This is a genomic window from Labilithrix sp., from assembly GCA_019637155.1.
Lineage (GTDB): Bacteria > Myxococcota_A > Polyangia > Polyangiales > Polyangiaceae > Labilithrix.
Genome location: JAHBWE010000012.1, coordinates 98,799 through 124,330, shown reverse-complemented (window position 1 = coordinate 124,330; position 25,532 = coordinate 98,799). Strand labels below are relative to the sequence as shown.

At 67.4% G+C, this 25,532-nt stretch carries 18 protein-coding genes; 15 read left to right on the top strand and 3 right to left on the bottom strand.

Annotated elements, in window-relative coordinates; genetic code table 11:
* The first annotated feature begins 42 nt into the window (after positions 1–42).
* The 3 genes from KF837_25340 to KF837_25330 all read left to right on the top strand — a co-directional run bounded on the left by KF837_25340 (position 43) and on the right by KF837_25330 (position 2,413).
* On the top strand, positions 43–504 hold the full coding sequence (locus KF837_25340) for a hypothetical protein (GenBank protein ID MBX3230668.1): 462 nt from the start codon (positions 43–45) through the stop codon (positions 502–504).
* Positions 505–571: 67 nt separating this feature from the next.
* On the top strand, positions 572–1,747 hold the full coding sequence (locus KF837_25335) for a hypothetical protein (protein ID MBX3230667.1): 1,176 nt from the start codon (positions 572–574) through the stop codon (positions 1,745–1,747).
* 174 nt (positions 1,748–1,921) lie between these two features.
* On the top strand, positions 1,922–2,413 hold the full coding sequence (locus KF837_25330; GenBank protein MBX3230666.1) for a collagen-like protein: 492 nt from the start codon (positions 1,922–1,924) through the stop codon (positions 2,411–2,413).
* A gap of 147 nt (positions 2,414–2,560) precedes the next feature.
* Here the strand turns inward: KF837_25330 and KF837_25325 are convergent, their stop codons facing one another.
* From KF837_25325 to KF837_25315, 3 genes are read right to left on the bottom strand one after another with little or no spacing between them, the layout of a single operon-like run.
* The gene (locus KF837_25325; protein ID MBX3230665.1) at positions 2,561–3,250 is read right to left on the bottom strand and encodes a hypothetical protein; all 690 of its coding nucleotides are present in this window, start codon (positions 3,248–3,250) and stop codon (positions 2,561–2,563) included.
* Positions 3,226–3,558: a hypothetical protein gene (locus KF837_25320; GenBank protein ID MBX3230664.1), complete on the bottom strand. Its 333-nt coding sequence runs from the start codon at positions 3,556–3,558 to the stop codon at positions 3,226–3,228. Before KF837_25320 ends, KF837_25325 begins: the two co-directional genes overlap by 25 nt.
* A 32-nt stretch (positions 3,559–3,590) precedes the next feature.
* Positions 3,591–4,289: a hypothetical protein gene (locus KF837_25315; GenBank protein MBX3230663.1), complete on the bottom strand. Its 699-nt coding sequence runs from the start codon at positions 4,287–4,289 to the stop codon at positions 3,591–3,593.
* 331 nt (positions 4,290–4,620) lie between these two features.
* Here KF837_25315 and KF837_25310 point away from each other — a divergent pair, with 331 nt between their 5' ends.
* The 12 genes from KF837_25310 (at position 4,621) to KF837_25255 (ending at position 25,531) form a co-directional block, all read left to right on the top strand.
* Complete coding sequence (locus tag KF837_25310; GenBank protein ID MBX3230662.1) at positions 4,621–5,544, top strand: hypothetical protein; 924 nt, start codon at positions 4,621–4,623, stop codon at positions 5,542–5,544.
* A gap of 133 nt (positions 5,545–5,677) precedes the next feature.
* Positions 5,678–6,889: a DUF4236 domain-containing protein gene (locus KF837_25305; protein MBX3230661.1), complete on the top strand. Its 1,212-nt coding sequence runs from the start codon at positions 5,678–5,680 to the stop codon at positions 6,887–6,889.
* 213 nt (positions 6,890–7,102) lie between these two features.
* A complete protein-coding gene (locus KF837_25300; GenBank protein ID MBX3230660.1) occupies positions 7,103–10,594 on the top strand; it encodes a DUF3883 domain-containing protein in 3,492 nt (1,163 codons plus the stop codon).
* A complete protein-coding gene (locus KF837_25295) occupies positions 10,594–13,269 on the top strand; it encodes a hypothetical protein (GenBank protein MBX3230659.1) in 2,676 nt (891 codons plus the stop codon). The genes KF837_25300 and KF837_25295 overlap by 1 nt, the downstream gene beginning before the upstream one ends.
* Positions 13,266–16,199, top strand: coding sequence for a DUF1156 domain-containing protein (locus tag KF837_25290; protein ID MBX3230658.1), 2,934 nt, complete (start codon positions 13,266–13,268; stop codon positions 16,197–16,199). Before KF837_25295 ends, KF837_25290 begins: the two co-directional genes overlap by 4 nt.
* Positions 16,200–16,209: 10 nt before the next feature.
* On the top strand, positions 16,210–17,055 hold the full coding sequence (locus tag KF837_25285) for a hypothetical protein (GenBank protein MBX3230657.1): 846 nt from the start codon (positions 16,210–16,212) through the stop codon (positions 17,053–17,055).
* A 17-nt stretch (positions 17,056–17,072) separates the two neighbouring features.
* Positions 17,073–19,901 (top strand): ATP-binding protein, encoded by a 2,829-nt coding sequence (locus tag KF837_25280; GenBank protein ID MBX3230656.1) that lies wholly within the window; start codon positions 17,073–17,075, stop codon positions 19,899–19,901.
* 157 nt (positions 19,902–20,058) lie between these two features.
* Complete coding sequence (gene cmr1 / locus KF837_25275; protein ID MBX3230655.1) at positions 20,059–21,402, top strand: type III-B CRISPR module RAMP protein Cmr1; 1,344 nt, start codon at positions 20,059–20,061, stop codon at positions 21,400–21,402.
* Positions 21,399–23,180, top strand: coding sequence for a type III-B CRISPR-associated protein Cas10/Cmr2 (gene cas10 / locus KF837_25270; protein MBX3230654.1), 1,782 nt, complete (start codon positions 21,399–21,401; stop codon positions 23,178–23,180). The genes cmr1 and cas10 overlap by 4 nt, the downstream gene beginning before the upstream one ends.
* Complete coding sequence (locus tag KF837_25265; GenBank protein MBX3230653.1) at positions 23,177–24,334, top strand: CRISPR-associated protein Crm3; 1,158 nt, start codon at positions 23,177–23,179, stop codon at positions 24,332–24,334. The genes cas10 and KF837_25265 overlap by 4 nt, the downstream gene beginning before the upstream one ends.
* Entirely contained in the window at positions 24,331–25,194 is an 864-nt protein-coding gene (cmr4, locus tag KF837_25260) for a type III-B CRISPR module RAMP protein Cmr4 (GenBank protein MBX3230652.1), read from the top strand. Before KF837_25265 ends, cmr4 begins: the two co-directional genes overlap by 4 nt.
* Positions 25,181–25,531 carry a type III-B CRISPR module-associated protein Cmr5 gene (locus KF837_25255; GenBank protein MBX3230651.1) on the top strand — a complete coding sequence of 117 codons (351 nt, stop codon included), beginning with the start codon at positions 25,181–25,183 and terminating at the stop codon, positions 25,529–25,531. The genes cmr4 and KF837_25255 overlap by 14 nt, the downstream gene beginning before the upstream one ends.
* Position 25,532: the final 1 nt, after the last annotated feature.

Below are 25,532 nucleotides of genomic sequence, written 5' to 3'. Positions count from 1 at the left end.
AAAGCAGCGAAGCCTCGCTGAAGTCTTCTGGGCGGGGGCGCCATGCGGGGCCTGATCGTTGCTCTGCTCTACATCGGAGGCGGAGTTGCCGTCGTCGTCGTCGATCCCCCGGGCCTCGCGATCCTCGCCGTCTGCACGGTGGACGTCATCGTCAAGGCGGTCCGCAACGCCCGGATCGATCGGCAGCTCTCCGCGCTCTCCGCCCGCTACGCCGTCATGTTCGGGCAGAGGTCGGAGGCGAGTGTCACCGACGCCGGGCGGCTCGCAGGGTTCGCGGCGGGCGGAACCGTGGGCGCGGGGATCGGAATGGCCGTCGGTCTCGCGCGGGACCTCTACGACAACGCACGCGCGGAGAACGCGATGGTGCCGGAGCAGCGGGCCCTGCACCAAGAGATTCAGCGCGTCGCCGCGACGAAGTCATCGTACCGGCTGACGTTCGCGCTCTTCTCGTGGCTCGCGATCGTGTGGGCCGCTCGGTGGGCCATCGAGGTCGCGGCGGGATGAACGCCTCGGGCCGCGGGGACACGACATGCCTTGTCGCACGCGACGGATACCGTGACGGAGGAGCCTGATGGGGCAGCTCGCTGACGCGCTCATGGGCCCTCTTCAGCGCAGGCTCACCGAGGCTGGCACGGTCGGTCAGCGTGACGTCGCGGCGATGTTGAACCTGCTCGGTGAGGCCGAGCTGCGATCGAGCCTGAGCGAGGGCTCCGAGGCCGTCGCCAAGCTCGCGGACTTTCCGGTCCACGCGGTGTGGCTTCGGCTGCCGTTCGACGCGCTCCTCGAGCACGCGACGGCGGTGGGCCACGCCCAAGTCGAGGCGCTCGAGGCGATGAGCGGCAACCGGAGCGAGCTCCTCGGCATGTTCGAGAGCGCCGCAGGCTTCGGGATCGACCTCTTGCTGCAGACCAAGGTGGGACTCGGGGGCCTCGGCATCGGGGATACCCTCTCCGCGTTCGTCGGCAAGAAGTTCCGAGAAGGCCGGTTCAAAGAGGCGTTCGGTGTCTTCGCGTCGAGACTCCAAGAGTTTGAGTCCCTCGTCGAGCAGGCTGCGCTGCAGCTCGACTCGGATCCGGAGCTGGTGCAGGCGCTCGCGAAGACGAACAAGCGCAACCAAGTGCTGGGGTGCGGCGTCATCCTCGTCATCGCCGCCCTCGTCGCGGGGCTCGGCTGGCGCGGGTGGAAGTGGGCTACCGCCGACGAGACCGCGCCGGCGACCTCGGCGTCGGCGCGAGCGTTGCCGCCACCGGCCCCACCGTCTCCGCTCCTGGGGGAATGGGCCGGCTCAAGCGGCCAGACGCTCAAGGCGATCGAGATCGCCGACGCGATCGAGTTCGACATCGCGCAACCGGGGTCCTGGGTCGCCCAGGGCTACGTCGAGGGCGAGATGCGGTTCCGGCTCCGTAGCCTCGACGAGGAGGACGGCGCCTACCGCGTCGAAGAGAAGGTCCGCCCGACCGCCATCAAGGGCGTCAAGTTCGCTCCGGAGTCGGCCGAGAGCTGCCACGTGATTCGCACGGAGGTCGACGGAGCGCCCCTGCGGGCGCGCCTCTCGGCCGACCGGCTCGTCATCGAGTCCGTTCGGAGCGCCGTTCCGCGCGGCGGTTTCCGCTGGAAGGGCGCCGCGATCATCGGCTGCTCGATGGACAAGGCCACCGAGTCGAAGGGCGAGATCGTCTTGAACCGAACTCGAACGAGCGTGGGCGCAGCGCCGAGGGCTTCGAGCTCAGGCAGCAACTCGCCGTAGCGGGCCGCGGCGCGACCGGCATGAAAGTTCAACGCGCCTGCGTGGCGCCGAAGGAGGTCAATCAACATGCGACGCATTGCACTCGTTCTTCTAGGGATCGTTGTACTCGGTTGCGAGCAGAGCTCTTCTCCCGACTCCGGATCGAAGAGTACCAGCGCGCAGGGCGCCGACGGCATGAGCGGTCGCGATGGGCGGGATGGCGTCCAAGGGCCGAAGGGCGAGCCGGGCCCCGAAGGTCCGATGGGGAGCCAAGGCCCGAAAGGTGATCCTGGCGCGCCGGGCGCGAAGGGCGAGCCCGGCGAACAAGGCCCGGCAGGACCGCAAGGTCCGGCAGGTTCCCAGGGGCCACAAGGCGTTCAGGGGCTCACGGGGCCTCAAGGCCCTGCGGGTCCGAAGGGGGAGTCGGGCGTCAGCATTGACCCGAACCGGTTCTTCACGGTCATGGGAAACGCGGTTGCGGGCGTCGCCGGCACGACGAACGCGAGCGTCGCCGCCTGCCCCGATGACGCCGTCCTCATGTCCGGCGGGTGCGCGGCAACAAACATCCCGCAAGGATTCGGCGTCGAGTACCACCCGCAGAGCGGCAGGTACCGGTACTTCTGTCAGACCAAGACCGCGGGGAACACGGTCACGGCGCAGGCCTTCTGCATGACCACCACGCCGTGACGCAAAGAAGGGGTCAGCCCCTTCTTTGTAGCCCCTCGATCCACCGTCGCGATCTCGGCGACGGGATGGTAGGCCAAGGACACGCGAGGTCGCGCCCCCTTGAGTGACGCTCTGCTGGTTCCCGGTTCGTGTCGGGCCCTTTGAGCTCTATACGCCGTCGGACTCCACGTCACTCCGGAGAACCTCCTCGATCGCAGCCTTGACGGCGTGCAGGTGCTTTCGGTTGACCGCAACGTAGGCGAAGTGGCCCTCTGCCTTCAGCGTGATGCCGACCGTTCGGCCGTCCGGAAAGCGACGCACGAACAGGCCTACCGGAAGCATTCTCCCCGTTGCTGGCAGGCGAAGCAGGAGCTCGTCCGTGAGCGGTCCGTCGCTCACCTGCCGGCTCGTCAAGTGCCATCGAGCGCAGGACGGACAGAGGTATGCCCGTAGCGTCGAGGGCGATTCCGTTGCCGCCTTCGCAGCAAGCGCCTCCGTTCCGTACCCGATCTTCGCGCACCGCGCGGCCGCGCTCATTGCGGCACCTTCGGCGCGCGGGTGTGGCCAGCCCGGCGGCTGCGCGCGTTGCATGCGTTGGTGATCGATCGCAGACGCACGACCTTGGTCGGCGGGGCATCGAGCGCGCGAAGTCGGTGCTCCCGGTTGGTACTCGCGCTCCGCTTCCTGCTCCTCATGTTCATCGCGTGGCTCCTTCTGGTTACGGTTCAGTGCGGGCTCACGTTCCGTCCAAAGCTCGCGGCCCGGATAGCGTCCCTTGAAGTCAAAGGAAGAACGGGTTGTTTCCTCCCGCGCCAAGCTCAGCGTCCAGCGGATCACTTCCCGCGCGCGATCCGCCACGTCGCGAGGTCGATCACGGTGTCCGGCTGATCGCGCGGTGCGAGCGCAACGTACGCCGCGAGGATGCGTGCGGAGTCCTCCGTCAGCTCCACGGCGAGCTTGCGCCGAAGCTCGCGGTTGAAGCGCGAAGCGTTCCTCTTGGTTAGTCTCGCGAAGACGACGCGCTCCCCGATGTCGACACGCGGTCCGCGCAGGACTGCTCGCCGGTCCAGCAGGTCGCAGGCGCACTCGGCGAGCTCGCTGTCGCTCGCAACGTCGGCGGCGAGGCGTTCGGTCGAGTGGAACCTGCCGTGAACGTCTTCCAACATCGCTGGCACGAGCATCTCCATGGCCCTGCCCATCACTCCGCCGCTTCCTGAAGCGGCGTGCTGAGAAGGCGAGTCGCCAGTTCTTCGAGCTCGGAGAAGCGCGCCTTCGCCGCCCGGCAGTTCTCCATGAGCAACTGCACCGACTCCGTGTTCTCGGGCGGGGGCCGACCGGACGCAGCGACCTTCGCGAGAGCCTCGAGATCCCGCACCGCCCGTTCAACCGCCGCAGTTGTGGAGCTGGTGATTGCGCCGAGGATGTCGCCGAACGCGAGCGCCGTTGACCCGCGCCGAGCGCGAGCTCCTCGGCACTTGCGTGCGAGGTCGCGCACGGACCACGCTTTCGCGAGCGCCTCATCGATCAGCAACTCGCGCTTCTGCGCATCGGAGACGCCCGCCAGGGCGATGAGATGCGAGAACGAGAACGACTGGCCCTTCGAGTCCTTTCGATTGATGAGCGCGCCGAAGCTCTCTTCGTCCCACGTCGCCGCCACCTTGGCGTAGGAGTACAAGAGCGCCGCCGTGCACGGCACGGCAGCGGCGATCTTCGCCACGCCGCGCTTTCCGTAGCGCTCGGGATCGCGCATGACGGCGTAGACCGCGACGCCCACCCGGTAGTTCGTCTCGGCGTCATCGAGCCGTGCTTTGGTCAGGAGCAGAGCGATCTCGTCACGCTTCGCGATGAGATCGGCGGGCAGGACGTTGTCCGAATCGTTCGTCTTGTTCGTGGCCATGGATCCTCGCAGGTTGGAATTGAGGCAAGACCTCCCCGTTCGCCGCGAGCGGTGGCTCGGGCGCCCGTGAAGGCGAAGGTGGGGTACCGGCTACTTCGTCATCGACGGCAGGAGGCCGCGGGCGGCAAGTGCCGCGCGGGCCCTATCGCCAGCAAGGCCCCGGACGGGCTCACCGCGGAAGACGCGCTGAACGGTTCGGGGATCGCACGATGCTTCGACGGCGATCTTGCGCGCCGTGCTGGCATCGAGTGTTCTCGGTGCATCCGTCATGAGCACAGGAATGAGCCGGACAGGCCCTCGCGGCCACGGCACAGTCGGTCGCCGGCTGACTGTGTCGAAGGGGGAGCGACCGGCTGAAAAGAAGGACGAGAAGGCCGCTCGAGCGGCTGTCGAGCGCGAGCTGCGTGAGGAGTACGCCAGCGTCTTCGGGGTTGGATGGCCGTCTACGCCATGGGGTCCCGACTGGCCACTCGTGATCCGCGATGCGAGGGAGGCCGACGTGGCTTTCTTCAAGGCAGAGCAGGCGCTCGCTGACGTTCTGAACGCGCTTCGCAGAGCGAAGCAGGTGCTCGTCGATTCCGGGCTCGATCGCCGTCCGTACGTGGCGTCGGATCCACTGTCGCTCGTCGGCCTCACCGCGCCCGAAGCTGTTCTGCATCGATTCTTTGCCAGTGAAGAGCCACGCTTCGACTCGCTGTTGAGCGAGCTGGAAGGCCTCGTCGAGAAGCTTCGCGACCCGAATCAGCCAGAGCTGGTAGAGCGTCGCCGGAACACGGCCGTAGCGCTCCGACCGTTCGTCGAACGCGTCGGACGGGATCGCCTCGAAGTGTTGCGCGAGTTCATCGCCGCCACCTATCGAACGGGCACGACGCGTCGCATCGTCACCATCGATCGCGATCCGTACACGGGTGCCGTGTTCGACCGACCGCATCAGGGCTTCGTCGTCTTCGGACGTCCTCCGAGAGCTCCCGGGAGTGATGAGTGGCGACGCGCGTACCTCGTCGCTCTGCTCGACGGGTACCCGCTTCCGCGATCGAGCGATCCGGACCATGCGCGCCTTCCAACGAACCGTGAGATCGCCATCGTGAGCCTCCTGCTCGGCGGCCTGGACCCGGTCGGACCGAAGGCTCTGGCGCGCGGCATCGGAACGGTCATCGGCGCGGAGAGGAAGGCGATCGCGATCGCGCGACAGCGAAACGGGGGCGGTGCTCAGTTCAGGCGCGTACTCGATGAAACAGATCGGGTGGGGGCCTGATCTTGGCGCAGCGTTCTCCATCGAACTCACGCTCCGTCAGGGGCGGGGGTGTAGGACAAGCGCTCGCGGGGAGTCGCGACATGTTCTGCCGCCGCGTGCTGCAACTCGATCCCACTGGGGATAAGGTGGTGTCGTGGGGTTCCGCTTCGGAAAGAGCTTCCGTCTGCCCGGAGGCTTCAGGCTCAACGTCAGCAAGAAGGGGCTCGGCGCCTCGTGGGGCGTGAAGGGGTTTCGCGTCGGCACCGGCCCCCGAGGGTCGCGTGTCAGCGCATACGTCCCGGGAACCGGCCTCGGCTGGAGTAGCTCGCTCAGTGGTGGCAGGAGTCGTAGTGGCGGGGCTTCGTGGTCTGGAGCGACGCGGACCGCCGAGCGAGCGGCGCGGGCCGAACAACGACGACTCGAGGCGCAGGCACGCGAGCTCGCGCGTGCGGAGGAACGACAGAGAGCAGCCTATGAGGTCGCATGCTTCGAGAATCGACTTGCGCTCCTGACCTCGCTCCATAAGGAGTCGTGGAGCCCCTGGGATTGGAACGCGATCGCGGCGAGTCCACCCCCACCGCCGCCCCCGCACCTTCGAAACGCTGAGCACGCCGCGCTGCAGGCTCTCTCCGCGTGGCAGCCGTCGTTCACCGACAAGATGATGGGCCGTGTCGAGACCGTGCGTCAGCAACTCCACGCTGCGGTCGAGCAAGCACGTGCGCAGGAGTGGGGCGCCTACCAGCAGGCGCTCGGCCACCATCAGCAGGAGGTTGCTCGATGGCAGTGGTTCGTGAACCTTGCGCGCGGGATCAACCAGGGCGATCTCGACGCGTACGAAGCGGCGCTCGAGCACCTGTCGCCGTTCGGTGAGCTTCGTCAACTCGGCGGAGAGATCGAGGCGACGGCGTTGGCTCCGCTCGTCGCGGAGGCTCGCCTGCGCGTGAACGGCAAGGACGTGATCCCCGCAGAGATCCTCTCGCTGACGAAGACCGGGAAGCGATCAACCAAGAAGATGCCGGTCCAGCGGTTCTGGGAGCTGTACCAGGACCACGTATGCAGCGCGATGTTCCGGATCGCGCGCGAGCTCTTCGCCCTCCTTCCTGTCGAAGTGGCGCTGGTTCACGGCCGCGGATGGGTTCTCGACACGGCAATCGGCAACTACGTCGAACGAGCGCTCGTTTCGGTCGCATTCACCCGAACCGAGTTCGCGGCGCTCAATCTCGATCTCATCGACCCGTCCGACGCGCTCGAGCGCTTCCCTCATGCGATGGAGTTCTCCAAGAAGGTCGGCCTCGAGCCCGTCGACGAGATCTCGCTGGACACGATCCTCGAGGCCGCGGGGCTCGAACCGGCCGGGCTCCAATAGCCCGCGCCTGACAGTCGGGCTTGTCCACGAACGCCACGCTCGTAGCTCCCGAGGGGGCCGGTTCGTGGTCCGTGCGACACGTCCTGTCGTCTTCTTCATGGCGCGGAGAGTCGGGCGTTGAAACCGGTGCCGCGGCCGGCCTATCTTGGTAGATTCGATGAATTCGTATGCCCGGGCGGGCGGGAGAAGAGAAGTGCTGGGGGGCTCGTTACGATGCTGAAGTTGGAGGACCTGCAGGTCGACACGCATGTCGCCGGCATCGAGGCTTCCGCTCCGGTCAAGCTGCTCTACATCAAGAAGGCCGGCGAAGACGCCGCCGACGTGACCTACGAACTCCTCGACGGGCGCGTCCTCAAGAAGACCCTCTTCCGCGCGGACGAAGCCAAGCTCGAAGTCGCTAGCGAGACGCGCACGTGGGCCTTCGACGCGAAGCCCGAGTCCTTCAAGCTCGCGGCCGAAGCGACGCGCATCAAGCTCGCTCACCTCTTCGACCCCATGATGGCGGTCCACACGTCCGACGTGGAGCCGCTCCCGCACCAGATCTCAGCGGTCTACGAGGCGATGCTGCCGAAGCAGCCGCTCCGGTTCGTCCTCGCCGACGATCCCGGCGCCGGCAAGACCATCATGGCGGGCCTCCTCATCCGGGAGCTCATGCTCCGCGGCGACCTCGATCGGTGCCTCATCATCTCCCCCGGGAGCCTCGTCGAGCAGTGGCAGACCGAGCTCTCGGAGAAGTTCGGACTGCGCTTCGACATCCTCACGAACGCCCTCGTCGAGTCGACTGCCACGGGCAACGCGTTCGTAGAGCACCCGCGGCTCATCGCCAAGCTCGATCAGCTCTCCCGCAAGGTCGAGTGGCACGACAAGCTCAAGGCCGACGCCGCGCGCTGGGACCTCGTCATCGTCGACGAGGCCCACAAGATGGCCGCCCATTACGGGCTCGGGAACGAGCTGACGTACACGAAGCGCTATGAGCTCGGCCGGCTCATCGGTTCGCCCGAGCGCACGCGGAACTTCCTCCTGATGTCGGCGACGCCGCACAACGGCAAGGAGGAGGACTTCCAGGCGTGGCTCGCCCTCGTCGATCCGGATCGCTTCTACGGGAAGGCCCGCGCGAAGGCCGAGCCGAAGGACGTCACCGACATCATGCGCCGCATGGTGAAGGAGGACTTGATCAAGTTCGACGGCTCCAAGCTCTTTCCCGAGCGCCGCGCCGAGACCATCAAGTACACGCTCTCCCCCGCCGAGAAGGACCTCTACGAGCGCGTCACCGACTACGTCCGCAACGAGATGGGACGCGCGGACAACCTCGAGGGGAAGAAGAAGGGCATGGTCGGCTTCGCCCTGACCATCCTTCAGCGGCGCCTCGCGTCATCGCCGGCAGCGATCGCTCACTCGCTCCGCCGTCGACGCGAGAAGCTCGAAGAACGGCTCGACCGGCTGAAGAACCCCGCGAGCTACAAGAAGTCCCCCGGCTGGGAGGATCTCGGCCTCAACGGCGACCTAGACGAGGAGCTGACAGCCGAGGAGCTCGAGGAGATCGAGGAGGAGCTCGTCGACGAGGCGACGGCGGCGAAGACCATCCCGGAGCTACAAGGCGAGATCACGCTCCTCAAGGGCCTCGAGCGCGAAGCTCAAGACGTCTTGAAGAGCGGCGTCGACCGGAAGTGGGACGAGCTCTCGAAGATCCTCCAGTCCGACGCCGCGGAGATGTTCCTGCCCGGTGGTCGTCGCAGGAAGATGATCATCTTCACCGAGCACAAGGACACGCTCGACTACTTGAAGAAGAAGATCGCGGGCGTCCTCGGGAACCCCGCCCACGTCATCGAGATGCACGGCGGCACCCGCCGTGAGGACCGGCTGCGTGCGCAGGAGGAGTTCCGGCAGAACCCCGAGGTCGTCGTCCTCGTCGCCACCGACGCCGCAGGCGAAGGCGTAAACCTTCAGGTCGCGAACCTGATGGTGAACTACGACCTGCCGTGGAACCCGAACCGCCTCGAGCAGCGCTTCGGACGCATCCACCGCATCGGGCAGACCGAGGTGTGCCACCTCTGGAACCTCGTGGCGATCGAGACGCGTGAGGGCGAGGTCTTCAACCGGCTCTTCGCCAAGCTGGAAGAAGAACGGAAGGCGCTCCAGGGCAAGGTCTTCGACGTGCTCGGGCAGGCGTTCGAGGACCGCCCGCTCAAGGAGATGCTCATCGAGGCCATCCGGTACGGCGACAGGCCAGAGGTGCGCGCGAAGCTGTTTGAGAAGGTCGAAGGCGCTCTCGATCGGAAGCACCTCCAGGACATCATCGACCGCAACGCCCTCACGGCCGATGTCTTCGACCAGTCGCGCCTCTACGCCGTGAAGGAGGCGATGGAGAAGGCCGAGGCGAAGAAGCTTCAGCCCTTCTACTTGCGGCGGTTCGTGAGCGAGTCGCTCTCGCGGTTCGGCGGCGAGCTGAAGGAGCGCGAGTCCGGCCGGTACGAGATCAAGCACGTGCCGGCGACCGTTCGCCGCAAGCACGCCATCGACGGAAGCCGGAAGCCGGTCCTCGAGCGCTACGAGCGCATCACCTTCGACCGCGGCCTGATGCGCATCCTGCACAAGCCCGTCGCCGATCTGGTGCATCCCGCGCATCCGCTGATGTCGGCACTGATCGACATCGTCCTCGACACCGACGAGAAGTCGCTCCACGCGGGCACCGTGCTCGTCGACCCCACCGATCCGAGCACGACGCCGCGCCTCATGTTCATGCTCGACCACGGCATCCGCGAGGGGACGAGCATGACGCGGCTCGTGTCGCGGAAGATGCAGTTCGTTGAGATCGACGCCGAGGGGCGGGCCCGCCACGCGGGCGCTGCGCCATACCTCAGCTACGACGCCCCGTGGCCCGAGTACCGCGCCGTCGTCGACCGCGTGCTCGCCCAGCCGTGGCTCAAGCGAGATCTGTCGAGCGTCGCCCTCACCTGGGCGAGCGCTCATCTCGTGAAGGAGCACTACGACGAGGTCACCGTGCGCCGGAAGGCCGTCGTACGAAAGACCCTCGAGGCGGTTCACGAGCGGCTCACGCGCGAGATCAATCACTGGTCGAAGCGCGCCCTGGAGCTCACCGCCGAAGTGAAGGCGGGCAAGCAACCCCGGATGCAGCCCGAGAATGCGAAGAAGCGGGTAGAAGACCTGAAGGCGCGGCTCGAGGCGCGGCGGCGAGATCTCGAAGGGCAGCTCGAGCTCGCGAGCAATCCGCCGACCGTCGCCGGCTGCGCGCTCATCATACCCCAGGGGCTCATCGACGAGGCGCAAGGCAAGGCGCCTGCCCCGGAGGCCGACGCGGAAGTGCGCCGGCGGGTCGAGCTCATCGCGATGAACGCCGTGATGGAGGCCGAGAAGAAGCTCGGCAACCTGGTGAAAGACGTCAGCGCGGACAAGTGCGGCTGGGACGTCACCGCCATCACCCCCGCCGGAGAGAGCCGGCACATCGAGGTGAAGGGTCGCTACATCGACGCGGACACCTTCGTGGTCACCGCGAACGAGGTCCTCGAGGCGCTGAACCAGGGCGACAAGTTCTTCCTCGCGATCGTGCGCGTCGACGGCGACACGGTCGACGGCCCGCACTACATCCGCGCGCCCTTCACGAAGGAGCTCGAAGGCAGCGTCGTGAGCGTGAACGTCGCGATGAAGACCCTCTTGAAGCGGGCGAAGGCCCCGCACCTCGCGTGATGATGGAGGATGCTCTCGACAGACTCGAAGCGGCGCTCTCGACACCGCTGGCATCACTGGCCCTGCCGGCCAGGCTCGCGAACTTCGTCGAGCGCCGGGGATATCAGTCCGTTGCGGACCTCGCGCGCCTGTCGCCCGAGGAACTTCTCGTCGAGCGGAACCTTGGGAGAAAGAGCGTCTCCGACGCACGTCTCGCCATTCAGGGTGCCCTCGGCGCGAGCTGGGAGGAAGCGCGCCGAGAGCTCCTGCGACGGGAACCGGGACAGGCGAGTCTCGTCCCAGCCTCGGTCGAGCCGATCGGCGCGCCCGAGGGAGGCAAGGCCACGCGCTGGGAGAGCTACCGCACGCGCTTTGCTGGCGTGGGCCATGCACCGCTGACCGACTTCGAGTTCCCGGCGCGCGTCCACACGTTCGCGAGTACGCGACGGCTAAGGACGCTCGGCGAGCTCCTCGCCGTCCCGTGGGAGGACTTTTCGAAAGCCAAGAACGTCGGCCGAGGGACGGTCGCGGCGACGCTCGCCGTCCTGGAGTCCGCACTCGAGCGCCTGGGCATTCCGCCGCTGGAGTCCGCGAAGACGCTCGGGACCGACGCGGACGTTCCACCCCCGAGCCTGAGCCCCGTCATCCCAGACGGCGCCCGCTGGACGTCGCTCCTGCGCGAGGGCCTTTCCCAGCTCGAGGGGAAGGAGCGGATCATCGCGACGCAGCGCTCGGGGCTCGCCGGCACGATCCCCACCCTTCACGAGCTCGGAGAGTGCTTCGGCGTCTCCCGTGAACGCATCCGCCAGCTCGAGTCGCGGGCGATCGACCGGCTCCGCCGACGCGTTGCGCGCACCGAGGCGTCCCGCCGCCTCTCCGCCGCATGCGAACTTCTCGTGTCCGAACCCGAGTCCGTCGCGACGCGCGACGCGCTCTTCGCCTTCGACGCCGAGGAGGTCCCGAGCCTCCTCTTCTTCGTGAACGAGCTCCTCGCGGGCGACACCCACGCGCTCCTCCTGAACGATCGGCTCGTCTACTCGCGCGCAGAGCAGGCGGCCCTCGCCACGCACCTGCGTCGTGCTCGGACGCTGGTGGAAGCGGCGACCTTCCCCATCGAGGAGGACGAGCTCGCGCGGTCAGTCGCGTCGGCGCTCGACATCGGGGTAGCCGACGCGCGGGCGCTCTTCGGGTACCTGGACCAGCCCGTGCTCAAGGAGGGCACGCGCATCGTCGGCTTCGGCCGAACGCGTGAAGATGCCATCCTCGCCACGCTCCGTGCCGCCGAGGGCCCGCTCGAGCGGTCGGCGATCGAGGCGCAGCACGGTCGCGGGCGCTTGCCGCCGGAGGCCATCTTCGTCGACCACGGGCTCGTTTCCGTCCCGGAGAAGATCGAGGGTTGGGAGCGCTGGGCGCGGCGCCTGCCCCCGCTCGCGCGACGGGCGATCGAGCGCGAAGGACCGGAGCGCCAGTGGTCCACGGCCGAGCTCGTCGAGGTCCTCGCGACCGAATGCGATCTGCCCGAGTGGATGAACGCGTGGACGCTCGGCTCGCTCCTCAAGCGATCGCCGGAGCTCGTGTACCTCGGGCGCAATGTCGTGGCGCTTGCCTCTCGAGAGGGGACGGAGGTTGTGGAGGACGTCGAGAGCAAAAGGGTGCACATCGGGCCGGCGCTCGAAGAGATCCTCCGAGCGCACGGCGGCCCGATGCCGGACGATGAGGCCCGTGAAGCCCTGGCGAAGGTCCGCGGGGTCTCGGACAACACCTGGAACATGATGCGCATGAAGCGCCCCTTCCTCCTGCTCGACGGCGGAACGCTCGGCCTCTATCCCCGCGACGTGCCGGGGGGCGAAGCGCGCTCGGACCGTGTGCTGGGAGCGCTCTACGAGTGGCTCCATGCGGAGCAGCGAGGCATGCCCGGCCCGGAAGTGGGCCGCTTCGTCACGGAGCTCGGCGACGTCGCCGAAGGCATCACGCCGCGCATGCTTCGATCGCTCGCGCGCATCGACGGACGCTTCCGCCTCAGCGTCTCCGGCGCCATCGGGCTCGCCGAGTGGGACTCCGTGCGCGTGCCGACGCAGGCCGAGGCGCTCGAGGCGTTGCTCGACGAGGGCAGTGGGAGCGTCGCCGTCGAGACTGTCCGCGCCAACATCTGCACGGCGACGGGCGAGCCTCTTCCCCGGTCGCAGCTCGTGAACCTCGCGATCTCCGTTGGCGCGCGTGTCGCGGGCGACGTCGTCGTGAGGAAGACCGAGACCGCGAAGGTCACCCGTTCCGAGCTGGTGACGCGAGCCGTGACGGCGCTGCCGGAGCGCACGGCGCAGGTGTTCGAGCGCCTGCTCGACGAGGTCCTCGCGCAGCCGACTCCGCCAAGCGCTGCGAGCGTCGAGGCGGAGCTCGAGGCGTGGGCAGCGAACCTTCGCAGCCACGCAGCGACGGACTGCCCCCACATCGAACTGGACCAAGTCGCCGGCATCGTGAAAGGCGCACGCGTTCTTCTCCGCATGCTCGACGCGCTCGAGGGTGACGCGAAGGCCCTCGCGCGGACGGCGATTGCCTACGTCCTCTGCACCGACGACGCGGACACGGACCTCGCCGTCGGAGGACTCGATGACGACGAGGCCGTGCTTGCGCGTGTCTCCGCCGCGCTCGGCGTTCCCGACTCGAATCTCGGACAGGAAGACTCGCCCCGATCATGACGCTGCCGAAGATCATTGCCCCGAAGAAGCTCATCGAGGTCGCGCTCCCGCTCGACGAGATCAACAAGGCCGCCGCGCGCGAGAAGTCGATCCGCCACGGTCACCCGTCGACGCTGCACCTCTGGTGGGCGCGCCGGCCTCTGGCGGCGGCGCGCGCGGTGCTCTTCGCCCAGCTCGTGAACGATCCGTCGTGGAAGTACACGGACGAAGAACTGAAGAAGAACCAGATCAAGGGCGCGATCACGAAGAAGAGGAACGAGCTCTTCAAGCTGATCACCGAGCTCGTACAGTGGGAGAACACGACGAACGAGGACGTCCTCGAGCGCGCGCGCAAGGAGATCCGCGCGTCGTGGAAGGAGACGTGCGAGGCGAACAAGAACCACCCGAACGCCAAGACGCTCTTCGACCCGAACAAGCTCCCGGCCTTCCATGATCCTTTCGCGGGTGGCGGAGCGATCCCGCTGGAGGCCCAGCGCCTCGGGCTCGAAGCGCATGCCAGCGACTTGAACCCGGTGGCCGTCCTCATCAACAAGGCGATGATCGAGATCCCGCCGAAGTTCGCTGGACGCCCGCCGGTGGGGCCCATTCCGAAGGGCGAGAAGCAGACGAAGGCAAAGGCTGCCGAGGACTGGTCGGGCGCCAAGGGGCTCGCAGAGGACGTCCGGCGCTACGGCGCCTGGATGCGTGAGGAGGCCGAGAAGCGGATCGGACACCTCTATCCGAAGGTCGAGATCACGAAGGAGATGGCCAAGGACCGGCCGGACCTGAAGCCGCTCGTGGGCCAGAAGTTTACGGTCATCGCGTGGCTCTGGGCGAGGACAGTGAAGAGCCCGAACCCGGCGTACGGAGAAGTCGAGGTGCCGCTCGCATCGTGCTTCGTGCTCGCATCGCAAGCGGGCAACTCGGCGTATGTGGAGCCCGTTGTTGAGAAGAAGTCCTACCGCTTCGCTGTCCACGCCGGTCCAGCACCAGCGTGGGCGCAAGTGGGGACGAAGCTCGGTCGCGGCGCGAACTTCCGCTGCATCATGTCCGACGTGCCGATCACGCCCGAACATGTGAAGTCCGAAGCGTCAGCCGGGAGGATGAAGGAACGGCTAATGGCGGTGGTCGCGGAAGGCGACCACGGACGGGTCTATCTCTCGCCAACCGACGAGATTGAATGCCTCGCGCGGAGTGCAACGCCGTCTTGGCGTCCTGGTCAAGAGCTGCCGAAGAATCCTCGTTGGTTCTCGCCTCCCGACTACGGCCTCCGTACATATGGCGAGCTCTTCACCGCACGCCAAGTTGTGGCGCTCAGTACCTTCGCCGACTTGGTCCAAGATGTGGTTGGGAGATGCCGTGCTGATGGCGTAAGTGCTGGCTTCGAGGACGACGACCGGCCCCTCGAAGCGGGCGGACGCGGTGCGCGAGCGTATGGCGAGGCGGTTGCGCTGCTGCTCGGCTTTACGGTAAGTCGACTCGCCGACCGTTCCTCAAACATCTGTACGTGGGACATCAGAGACGGGCAGGGTAGGAAGCCCGGAGTTCGGAATGTGTTCTCGCGGCAAGCGATCCCCATGTCGTGGGACTTTGCCGAGGCCAACCCTTTCTCTGGGATAGCTGCAAGTTCGGACAGTGCAGTCGACCGAGTCGTGGACGTCTTGAAGCGCCTCACACCCGGCCCGGCTGGAGAAGCGGTCCTCGCTGACGCTCAGTCTCAGGAGCGTACAAAGCTGAAGGTTTGCTCCACGGATCCACCCTATTACGACAATATCGGGTACGCGGATCTGTCGGACTTCTTCTACGTGTGGCTTCGGAAGGGTCTGAGCCCTGTGTTCCCCGAGCTGTTCGCGACGCTCGCTGTTCCGAAGGCCGAAGAACTTGTCGCGACGCCATACCGCCACGGCGGGAAGAAGGAAGCGGAAGCGTTCTTTCTCGCCGGAATGACGCGTGCGCTCCACAACCTGGCGGAGAGTGGTCGGCCGGACTTCCCGACCACCATCTATTACGCTTTCAAGCAGTCGGACACGAAGGGGGACGAGGGAACATCGAGCACCGGCTGGGAGACGTTTCTTCAGGCCCTCCTTGATGCTGGGTTCGGTCTCACGGGGACATGGCCGATGCGCACGGAGCTCTCGAATCGCCTCGTCGGCTCCGGCACGAACGCGTTGGCTTCGAGCATCGTTCTGGTGTGCCGGCCGCGCGCCGCTGCAGCCACAACGGTGGCTCGCAAAGACTTCCTCCGCCAGCTCGAGCGCGAGCTGCCGAAGCACCTCGCGGAGATGACCGCCGACCCGGAAGCCGCCGTCGCACCTGTCGATCTCCCGCAAGCAGTCATCGGTCCCGGAATGGCGATCTTCTCGAGGTACAAGGCCGTCCTCGAAGCCGATGGTTCGCCGATGAGCGTGCATAGTGCCCTCATCCACATCAACAAGGCAGTCGACGCCTACTTCGGGGAGGACGACGATCTCGACCCAGACACGCGATTCTGCGTCCATTGGTTCGGGTTGTTCGGGTTCAGCGCCGGACTCTTCGGGGATGCGGACAAGCTCGCGCGCGCGAAGGGGACCGCCGTTGATGGTGTCGTTGAAGCCGGTGTCCTCGACGCAACAAAAGGCAAGGTTCGCCTCCTTCGCATCAAGGAGTACCCGAAGAAGTGGGACCCCACGAAGGACGACCGCGTTCCCGTCTGGGAAGCCTGCCACCAGATGTGCCGCGCGCTCGGTGAGAGCGAGCACGAGGCCGGCACGCTCCTCGCGCGCATGCCCGAGAAGCAGGACGCCATCCGCCAGCTCGCCTATCGCCTCTACACGCTCTGCGAACGGAACAAGTGGGCGGAAGAAGCCCGCCCCTACAACGAGCTCATCACGTCGTGGCCTGCGATCGTCGAAGAGAGCCACAAGGTCGGCCACAAGGGCACCCAGCTCGGCCTTCTCGGAGGCGACGCGTGAGCTTCCGCAGATGGCCGCGAACAAGCGCTTCGGCCGAGCAAACGTTCAGTCACTCCCATCGGCTCGACCTGATCGGAGCGGCCTCGATGGGAGCATGCGGGGAGGAGTAGCCATGCGGAAAACCGTTCTCATCGCCCTTTCGTTCTCGGTTCTCGCTGCGGGTGCGTCCTGCGGAGCTGAAGGTCCGCCCGGGCCTCCAGGCCCGCAAGGGCCTGCGGGCGACCCCGGTGGAAGTGGTGCGGCCGGCACCAACGGCGCGAACGGTGCCGATGGCGCGAACGTCACCGATCCGAGCGACGCCGGCGTCGTGGATGCGAGCCTGCCGCCGCCGAAGGACGGCACCCGGGTCAAGGCGCGCAAGAGCACGGTGACCACGACCACGACGACCTCCGACGGGGCGGAGACGGTGACGTCCTATCAGCTGAGTGGCTGGTTCGACACGTCGCGAAACGAGCCCTGTACCTTCACGATGGCGGCAGACGACAAGACGCGCTGCCTGCCTACGACGCTTGCCGTGCGCGACTACTCGAACGGCTCCTACTTCAACGACGCGTCGTGCACGCAGCCCCTCGCGTTCACATCGAAGCCAAGTACCTCGTCCTGCGGTCCGACCACCGTCCCCGGTCCCCCATCGCCGAAGTACATGCTCTTCTCGAAGACAGGCAGTTCCTGCGGTGGCAGCGGGATCCGCCTCCTCGGGACGCCCGTGGTTCCCGGCGCGAACATCTACTTGAAGAGCGGGGCGAACTGCTTCGGAACCTCGCCCTCAGGCTCGTACGACTACTACACCGTGACGTCCGAGATCTCGCCGACAGAGTTCGTCGAGTCTTCCACCACGACCGTGATCACCAACTGACTCGAGAGACGAGCAGCATGCCCCTTCTCCCCTGGCGCGAAGTCATCACCCCGCATCCCGACGTGCTCGAAGGCAGCTTCCAAGAGGCATCCTTCGCGGCCGACCTCACGAAGGTCGCGCTCGGCGTCGCGTCGCCCGAGTACCAGGATCCCGAGAAGTTCTTCGAGCGCACGGTCATCACCGAGGGCATGAGCCTTCTTCTTCAGTCTGTCCTCAAGCGCCTGACGGGGAAGGGGGGCGATCCCGTGGTGCAGCTCCAGACCGCATTCGGCGGTGGCAAGACGCACACGATGATGGCGGTGATGCACGTCGCCGGCGGCAAGGTCCCGGCGAAGAAGATGCTCGGCATCCCCGAGCTCCTCGACAAAGCGCGTGTGAAGGAGCTCGTGAAGGCGCACATCGCGATCCTCGACGGCAACGCGCTATCGCCGTCGCACCCCCAAGAGCACGGGAAGGTGAAGGCGAACACCCTCTGGGGCGAGCTCGCCTGGCAGCTCGGCGGCGAGGACGGCTACGAGCTCGTCGCCGCGTCGGACAAGGACGGGACGTCGCCCGGTAAAGACGTCTTGAGCAAGTTGTTCGAGAAGTTTGGGCCCTCGATCGTCCTTATGGACGAGACCGTCGCCTACATCCGCCAGCTCGAGCCGAACAAGAGCTACAAGGGCGGCACCTACAACTCGAACCTCTCCTTCCTCCAGGCCCTCACGGAGGCGGCGTCCCGCGTCCCGAACGCGATGGTGCTGGCCTCGCTTCCCGAGAGCGACATGGAGATCGGCGATCAGCGTGCCGAGAACGTGCTCGCCGCCGTGCAGAAGTACTTCGGCCGCATCGAGGCGGTCTGGAAGCCCGTGGGCACGGACGAGGCCTTCGAGATCGTGCGCCGCCGCCTGTTCGGTCCAGTGCAGAGCGACAAGGCGCGCGACGAGGTCTGCCGGGCCTTCGCCGACGTCTACGCGCAGGATGCGGAGAAGTTCCCGGCCGAGGCCCGCGACGGCGCGTACCTCCGGCGGTTGAAGGCGAGCTTTCCGATCCATCCCGAGGTCTTCGCGCGCCTCTACGAGGACTGGTCGACGCTCCCGAAGTTCCAGCGCACGCGCGGCGTGCTCCGGCTCATGGCCAGGCTCGTTCACTCCCTCTGGCGCGGCGACAACCGCGACCTCCTGATCCTTCCCGGATCCATCCCGCTCGACGACCTCAACGTCCGCAACGAGCTCGTGAAGTACTTGCCGGCCGGATGGGACCCGATCGTCGACAAGGATATCGACGGCGCGAACGCCGAGCCGCGCCTCATCGACGACAGCACACCGGCCCTCGGCAGCATGCAGGCGTGCCGCCGCGCCGCTCGGACCATCTTCCTCGGAAGCGCGCCGTCGGTCTCCGGACAGAAGGTGCGCGGCATCGGCATCGAACGCGTGCGGCTCGGGTGTGTTCAGCCGGGTCACTCCGTCTCGAAGTACGACGACGCCCTCCGCCGGTTGAACGATCGCCTCCACTACATGTACTCGGGCAACGACCGCTTCTGGTTCGACCAGCGCCCGAACCTCCGCCGCGAGATGGAGGACCGCATGCAGCGCTACGACAACAAGCTGCACGTCTACCCGGAGGTGCAAGAGCGCCTCGAGAAGGTGGTGAAGAGCGGTCTCTGCTCGGCGGTGCACGTCTTCCGCGAGGCGAAGGACATCCCTGACAAGGTCGATCTCCGCCTCGTCGTCCTCGACCCCGACCAGGGCCACAAGCGCAAGGACCCCGAGAGCCGCGCGGTGAAGAGCGCCGAGGCGATCCTCTCGAAGCACGGCGACAAGCCGCGCGAGTTCCAGAACCGCGTCCTCTTCCTCGCGCCTGATGCGAACTCCACGCAGACGCTCCGCGACCAGGTTCGCCGGTTCCTCGCCTGGCAGTCGATCGTCGAAGACGCCGACCAGCTCAACCTCGACAAGCACCACGAGAAGGAGGCGAAGAAGAATCGCGACGAGGCCGCGGCGCGCGTCGACGCGAGCATCCGCGAGACCTACCGCCTGCTCCTCGTCCCCATGCAGGACCCGGAGGCGGAGAACGGCCTCTCGACCATTCACTGGGAGGACGAAGCCCTCCAGCTTTCGGGCTCGTCCTACGACAAGGCCATCGAGACCACCACGCGCGAGCGCGAGTGGGTGATCAGAGGATGGGCGCCGCCGCACCTCGCCGCCCTTCTGTCGAAGTGGTTCTGGAAAGACGATCGCCCGACCGTCTCGATGAACAAGGTGTGGTTCGACACCTGCCGCTACCTCTACATGCCGCGCCTCTCGTCGGCCGACGTCTTCACGAAGACGGTGACGGACGGCATCGCCCACAAGGACTGGTTCGCCTACGCGGGCGCCGAGAAGGACGGGAACCTCGAAGGCCTGCTCTTCGGCACGTCCGCCGGCGGCGTCTACCTCAACGACACCGCCGTGCTCGTCCGCTCCGACGCCGCCGAGGCAGCCATCGCCAAGGCGCAGCCGGCACCCCGCAGAACGCCTGCGCCGTTTCCGGCGGCCGGCGGCAGCGGCACGAGCGGGAGCAGCGACCGCCCCCCGCCTTCAACTTCAACAGGTACGGCGAGGACCCCATCGAAGCCCGCCGCCTCGGCGACCTTCAGCAGGTTCCACGGCTCGATCGACGTGAAGACAGACGACCCCATCGGCCACTTCGCCGAGGTCGTCCAGAACGTCATCGAGCACTTCACCGCGCAGTACGGCACGGAGGTCACAATCTCGATCGACGTTTCCGCGAAGAGCCGCAGCGGCTTCGACGTGAAGACCGTGCGCGTCGTTCGGGAGAACGCCTCGACGTTGAAGTTCAAGATCGCCGACTTCGAGGTGGAGTGATGTCGATGGTCACGTTGGAGTGCATGAATCTGGCGCTCGGCGACCCCGAGAACAAGCGGAACTTCCTCGACGTCAGCGCCGACATCATGGAGCGGGTCGACCCGATCTTCTTCGGCGACGCGAAGACCGCCGCGATGAAGGTCCTGGGGGCCTGACGATGACCGCAACGAAGCCTCCTGCCTACGCCAATCTCCCTGCGGCCAAGCCGCGCGCCGCGCGTGGCGGGCCTGAGCTGCGTGAGCTGCGCGTTCGGCTGGAGGTCGTCACGCCGATCATGGGTGGCAGCCACCAGACACGCGCCATCGACGATGTCGACGTGATCCGCGTGCCGTCGGTGCGCGGGCACCTGCGCTTCTGGTGGCGGGCCCTGTACGCCGCGCAGTACGCGAATCCGACCGCCTTGTACGAGCGCGAGAGTGTCTTGTGGGGTCGCGCAGCGAACGATGATGGTGGGCGGTCGGCGGTGGAGATCCGCGGCAACGTCGAGCGGGTCGGAGGCACGGACAGCAGCGAGGTCCGACTGTTCTCGAGCCGAGACCAGCAGGCGACGCCGGGCGCCTACGCGCTCTGGCCTGCGCGCGCGGAGACGGCACCTCGTCGCCGACCCGGCACCCAATTCCAGCTCACGCTCAAGGTGCCCGCCGCCGACGAGGCCGAGGTCAAGAACGCCCTGCGCGCGTGGATTCTCTTTGGCGGCTACGGCGGGCGTACGCGACGCGGGCTCGGAAGCCTCAAGGTGCTGGAGGACGCAAGCTCGTGGTTGCCGTCTGCCGGGACGCGCCAAGCGCTGACGGGCCTGTTCGGGCGCGACGTCTTCGAGCCCTCCACGAGGACGCCATGCGATGTGCCGTGGTTCGGAGGGGCCGCCATCCATGTGGGCCGCACGGATCGCAACGCGCAGACGGCGTGGACGACGGCGCTCGACTGGCTGAAGGAGTTCCGCCAAGGCACGACTGGCCAGCAAGGGAGCCGCGCCCGCGAACCCGGAACCGGCAAGGCCCAGCCGCAACGCCCTTCGATCTCGAACTGGCCCGAGGCAGACAAGATTCGGCTCATCAAGAACAAGACGACCGCGCACGCGCCTCGGCACAACGCGACGGCCGCATGGCCGCGCGCTGGGTTTGGGCTGCCGATCATCGGTCAGTTCCAGAAGACCGACCGCAACAACAATCGCAACGGCTACGACGAGCCGGGCCCTTTCGAGCTGCGCTGGCGCGCGGGCAACGTCGAGCACGATCGCCTCGCGAGCCCGCTCATCGTGAAGGCGCTGCCGCTCGACGACGGGACCTTCGCGCCGTGCGCGCTGTGGCTGAACCGCGCGCATCCCACGAACGGCGAGGTGGTGCTGCGCAACACGAACAATTCGCAGGCCCCGTTTGATCGCTTGGTGGCCAGCGGTGATACCGCGCGCTTCTCGGCGCTCGCGAACAAGACCAGCCTTCGCCAAGCGTTCCTCGATTGGCTCCACAGCAAGTACCAGACGACGGTGGTGGCCCCATGACCGCGCATCTGCTCCTCGTCACGCTCGGTCCGGTGCAGGACTTCATCGCGCAGGCACGACGCACGCGCGATCTCTGGTACGGCAGCTACCTGCTCTCGGAGCTAGGGCGAGCCGCTGCGCGGGCTCTCGTCGATGGCGGCGCGAAGCTCGTCTTCCCGTCGCTCGCTACCGGGGACCCGCAGCTCGTCACGTGCCTCGCGCCGCTGCGCGACGACAACACACCGCCGCAGAACATCGCGAACAAGCTCCTGGCCGAGGTGCCGGAGGGCATCGAGCCGCAGCAGCTCGCGAAGGCCGCTCGTAAGGCCGTGGCGGACTGCTGGCGTGACCAGGTCGCAGCCCCCGTGAAGAGGAAGTGCTCGGGGCTCCTCGCCCAGAACATCGACCCGGTGTGGAACGAGCAGATCGACAGCTTCCTCGAGTTCGCCGCGAGCTGGCTACCGCTCGGCGGGTACGCAGCGACGCGCCGTCAGCTCGAGCAGGCCGTCGCTGGCCGCAAGCTGCTGCGCGACTTCGACCCTTGGACGCAGGGGCGCGGCAACGTGCCAAAGTCGAGCCTCGACGGCGCGCGCGAGTCGGTCCTCCTGCCTCCTCGCCAACGCGCGATCGACAACGCTGGACGCTACCGCATCGCCGACGGCGAGCAGCTCGACGCGGTGGGGCTGGTGAAGCGCGCAGGTGGTGAGCCGGACCAGTTCGTGCCCGTGGTGAACGTCACGCTGGCCTCGTGGCTCTCGCGCGCGAGCCAGGTGGCATCGACCGAGCTCGCTGCCCTCGAGACGGCGTGCCGAAACGCAGGCGTCTCGCGTGTCGCGCGCACGGATCTGCCGTGCGTGTCGCCCTTCGCCTTCGACGGTAGCGTCTTGCTCCAGAGCCGTTGGCGCTCCGTCTTCGACGAGCAGGGACTTCAAGGTGACCCGGAAGCGTGGGGCCGTCGGCACGTCAGGCCTCTCTTCCGAAAGCTCGACGAACCGTATCCCTACGTCGCCTGCCTCGTCGCCGACGGCGATCGCATGGGGCGCGCCATCGACAGCCTCGGCTCCGCAGACGCGCACCGTGCGTTCTCCAAGGCTCTCGCGGGCTTCGCCGACGCGGCGCGCAAGGTGGTCGAACAGCAGCATCGCGGCGCGCTCGTCTACGCAGGTGGCGACGACGTGCTCGCCTTCGTGTCGCTGCCCGAAGCGCTCGCTTGCTCCGACGCGCTGCGCACAGCCTTCGAGAGCGCGATGGACACGGCGTGCGGCTCGCTCGCGCCGGACAAACGCCCGACCTTGTCGGTGGGCCTCGGGATCGGCCACGTCATGGAGAGCATGGGCGACCTGCTCACGCTCGGACGTCAGGCCGAACGCGAGGCGAAGCGTGATCGCAACGCCCTCGCGGTGCTCGTCGACAAGCGCTCCGGCGGCTCGCGCGTGTGGCACGCGCAGTGGAGCACCCACCCCGTCCGCAAGCTGAACGAGGCGGCCATGCTGCTCCGCGACCGCATCCCCGCACGCAAGGTCTACGAGATCGCCAGCATCCTCAGGCGCCTGCCCAAGCCCGACGACGCGAGCGGTGACGGCTGGCCGCGTGTGCTCGCGCTCGACGTCAAACGCTCGCTCTCTCGGATCGAAGGCGCGGACCTGCGCCCCGAAGGCGTCGGGCTCTCCCTCGACCCCAACACCGGTTACGCGGCCCTGTACGCGCAGATCGAGGCGTGGGTCGCGCGGCTGCTCATTGCGCGCACATTCGAGCGCGCTGCGATCCGCGAACGCCGCAGCCCTGAGGGCGCAGCATGACGACGACCACGACACGCCTCGCGCTCGTCCCTCGTGACGGCTTCTTCGCCAAGGATGGTCGGGGCTGGCACACGAGCGCGTCTGGACGCGGCCACGGGCTCGACTGGCCCTGGCCTTCTACGGTACTGGGGGCGCTCCGCTCGCTGTGGGGGCGCGGCGAGGAGACGCGGTCGAACACCACCTTCACGCCGGACGACTGGCGAAGCCGCACGCAGCCCATTCACCTCGGACGAACCCTGGTGCTTCGTCGCGAGCATGGTGCGGCTTGGCGCGTGGAGGACGCGACCTGGCCCGTGCCTCTCGATGCGCTCTGGCTCGAAGGTCGACAGGAAGTGCATCGCCTCGATCCTGTGAAGCCCATTGCGCCGACGCTTGGACGGGACGACGACGAAGTTCGCGAGTCACTCTGGCGTCCAGTGCCCGACGACGCGCAGAAGCCGCTCGCCGCTCCTCGCTGGTGGAGCACTGAAGAGTTCGTCTCCTGGCTCGCTGGCAAGTCCGTGAGCGTGCGCCGTGAGGCGCTCACGACGACGAGACGCGTTCAGGTCCACGTCGGCATCCGCCCAGAGGAGCTGACCTCCGACGACGGAGTCCTCTTCTCGCACGACGTCGTCGAGACCCTCGACCCCGGAGGCGAATGGGCACTCGGCGTCGAGGTCGCGTTGCCTGCAGGCGAACTGCCCAAGGTCGCCACGCTTGGCTCTGACTCGCGGCTCTCGCGCGTCGAGCCTTTACCCACGACGCTGTTCGATCCTCCGGCGCGCGTGCTCGAGGCGTTCCGTGCGTCGAGCGTGGGACTTCGCCTCGTCGCGACCTCGCCGATCAGCTTCGAGAAGGGCTGGCTGCCCGATGGCTTCGTGAACACCAATGGTGAGTATCGCGGCCGGCTCGCCGGGCTGAACGTCGTCCTGCGCGCGGCGTTCGTGCCACGTCCAATCCATGTGTCGGGCTGGGACATGGCTAAGGGCGAGCCCAAGCCGACCTCACGCATGGTGCCCCCGGGCGCCGTTTACTTCTTCGAGCGCACCGACGGTCAGCCCTTCGGCGACGCGGAGGCCAAAGCGCTCTGGCTTACCGCGCTCGGCACGCGCACCGACGAGGGCTTTGGCCGCGTCGTCCCCGGCGTCTGGCGCCCCACAAGGAACAACCCATGAACACGAGACCCTTCCTCCTCCACGCGCTGTCGCCTCTTCACGCTGGCACCGGGCACACGCCGGACATCATCGACCTGCCGACGGCGCGCATGAAGGCGACGGGCATCCCGTTCCTGCCCGGCTCGTCGATCAAGGGCGTGCTGCGCGACGCGCGACGCGCGACCGATCGCGAGAAGACGGAGGCGGTGTTCGGGCCGTGGGACGATCCCGCCGCGCACGCTGGTGCGCTGGTCGTCGGCGATGCCCGCCTGCTCGCGTTGCCGGTGAGGAGCTTCCGGGGCACGTTCGCCTGGGTCACGTCGCCGCTCCTGCTGACGCTCGCCAAGCGTGACCTCGAAGACGCGAGCCTTGCCATCCCGAGCATCGACGGTCGCGGCGCGCGCCTCGCGCAGGGAACCGTCTGCGTCCACAACGACAGGCTCTACCTCGAAGACCTCGACCTGGCAGCCACCGTGGCCGCTGAGGCGACCGCGTGGGCGCAGCGCCTTCAGCCGCTCGCCTTCCCCGGCGACGACATCTTCACCAAGCGGTTCGCCATCGTCGACGACGACACGATGGCGTTCCTCTGGGAGACCGCGACGCAGGTCGACGCGCGCGTTCGTGTCGATGAGCGGACGCGCACCGTAGCGAAGGGCGCGCTGTGGCTCGAGGAGAGCCTGCCGCCCGAGACGTTGCTTATCGGGCTGCTGGCGGCGGACCGAAGCCGTCGCCGCGACGTGAAGATGACGCCCGAGGAGGTCCTCGGCTTCGCGCTCTCGGGCGAAGAGGTCCACCAGCTCGGAGGCAAGGCGACGACCGGGCGTGGTCGCTGCCGCATCGTGCCCTTCATGAGAAACGGAGCTACTCATGCCGCTCCGTGATCAACAACGCGCGCTGCACGCCTACAACGCGGTCGCTGCGGTTCAACGCGGACAGCAGGCGGACTACGTGATTGCCGTCAACGATCTCGGCGCCAACATCCTGCGGAGTGGCCTCTGCGCGGCGATCGCCTCGTTGCAGCGGCGGGACCGGGGGAATGTTCTCCTCGGTCATCTCGCGAACGCGGGCGTGCCGGGGCTGGAGGGCGCGACGGCGCGGGACCTGGCGCAGCGCGTGCGTGGGCTCGACGCCGACAGCTACATGATGGCCACCCGCGAGCTGCTGGAGGTCGCGACCTGGCTCAAGCGCGCCGTGCAGGCGACCTTCGAGGAGACCTGAC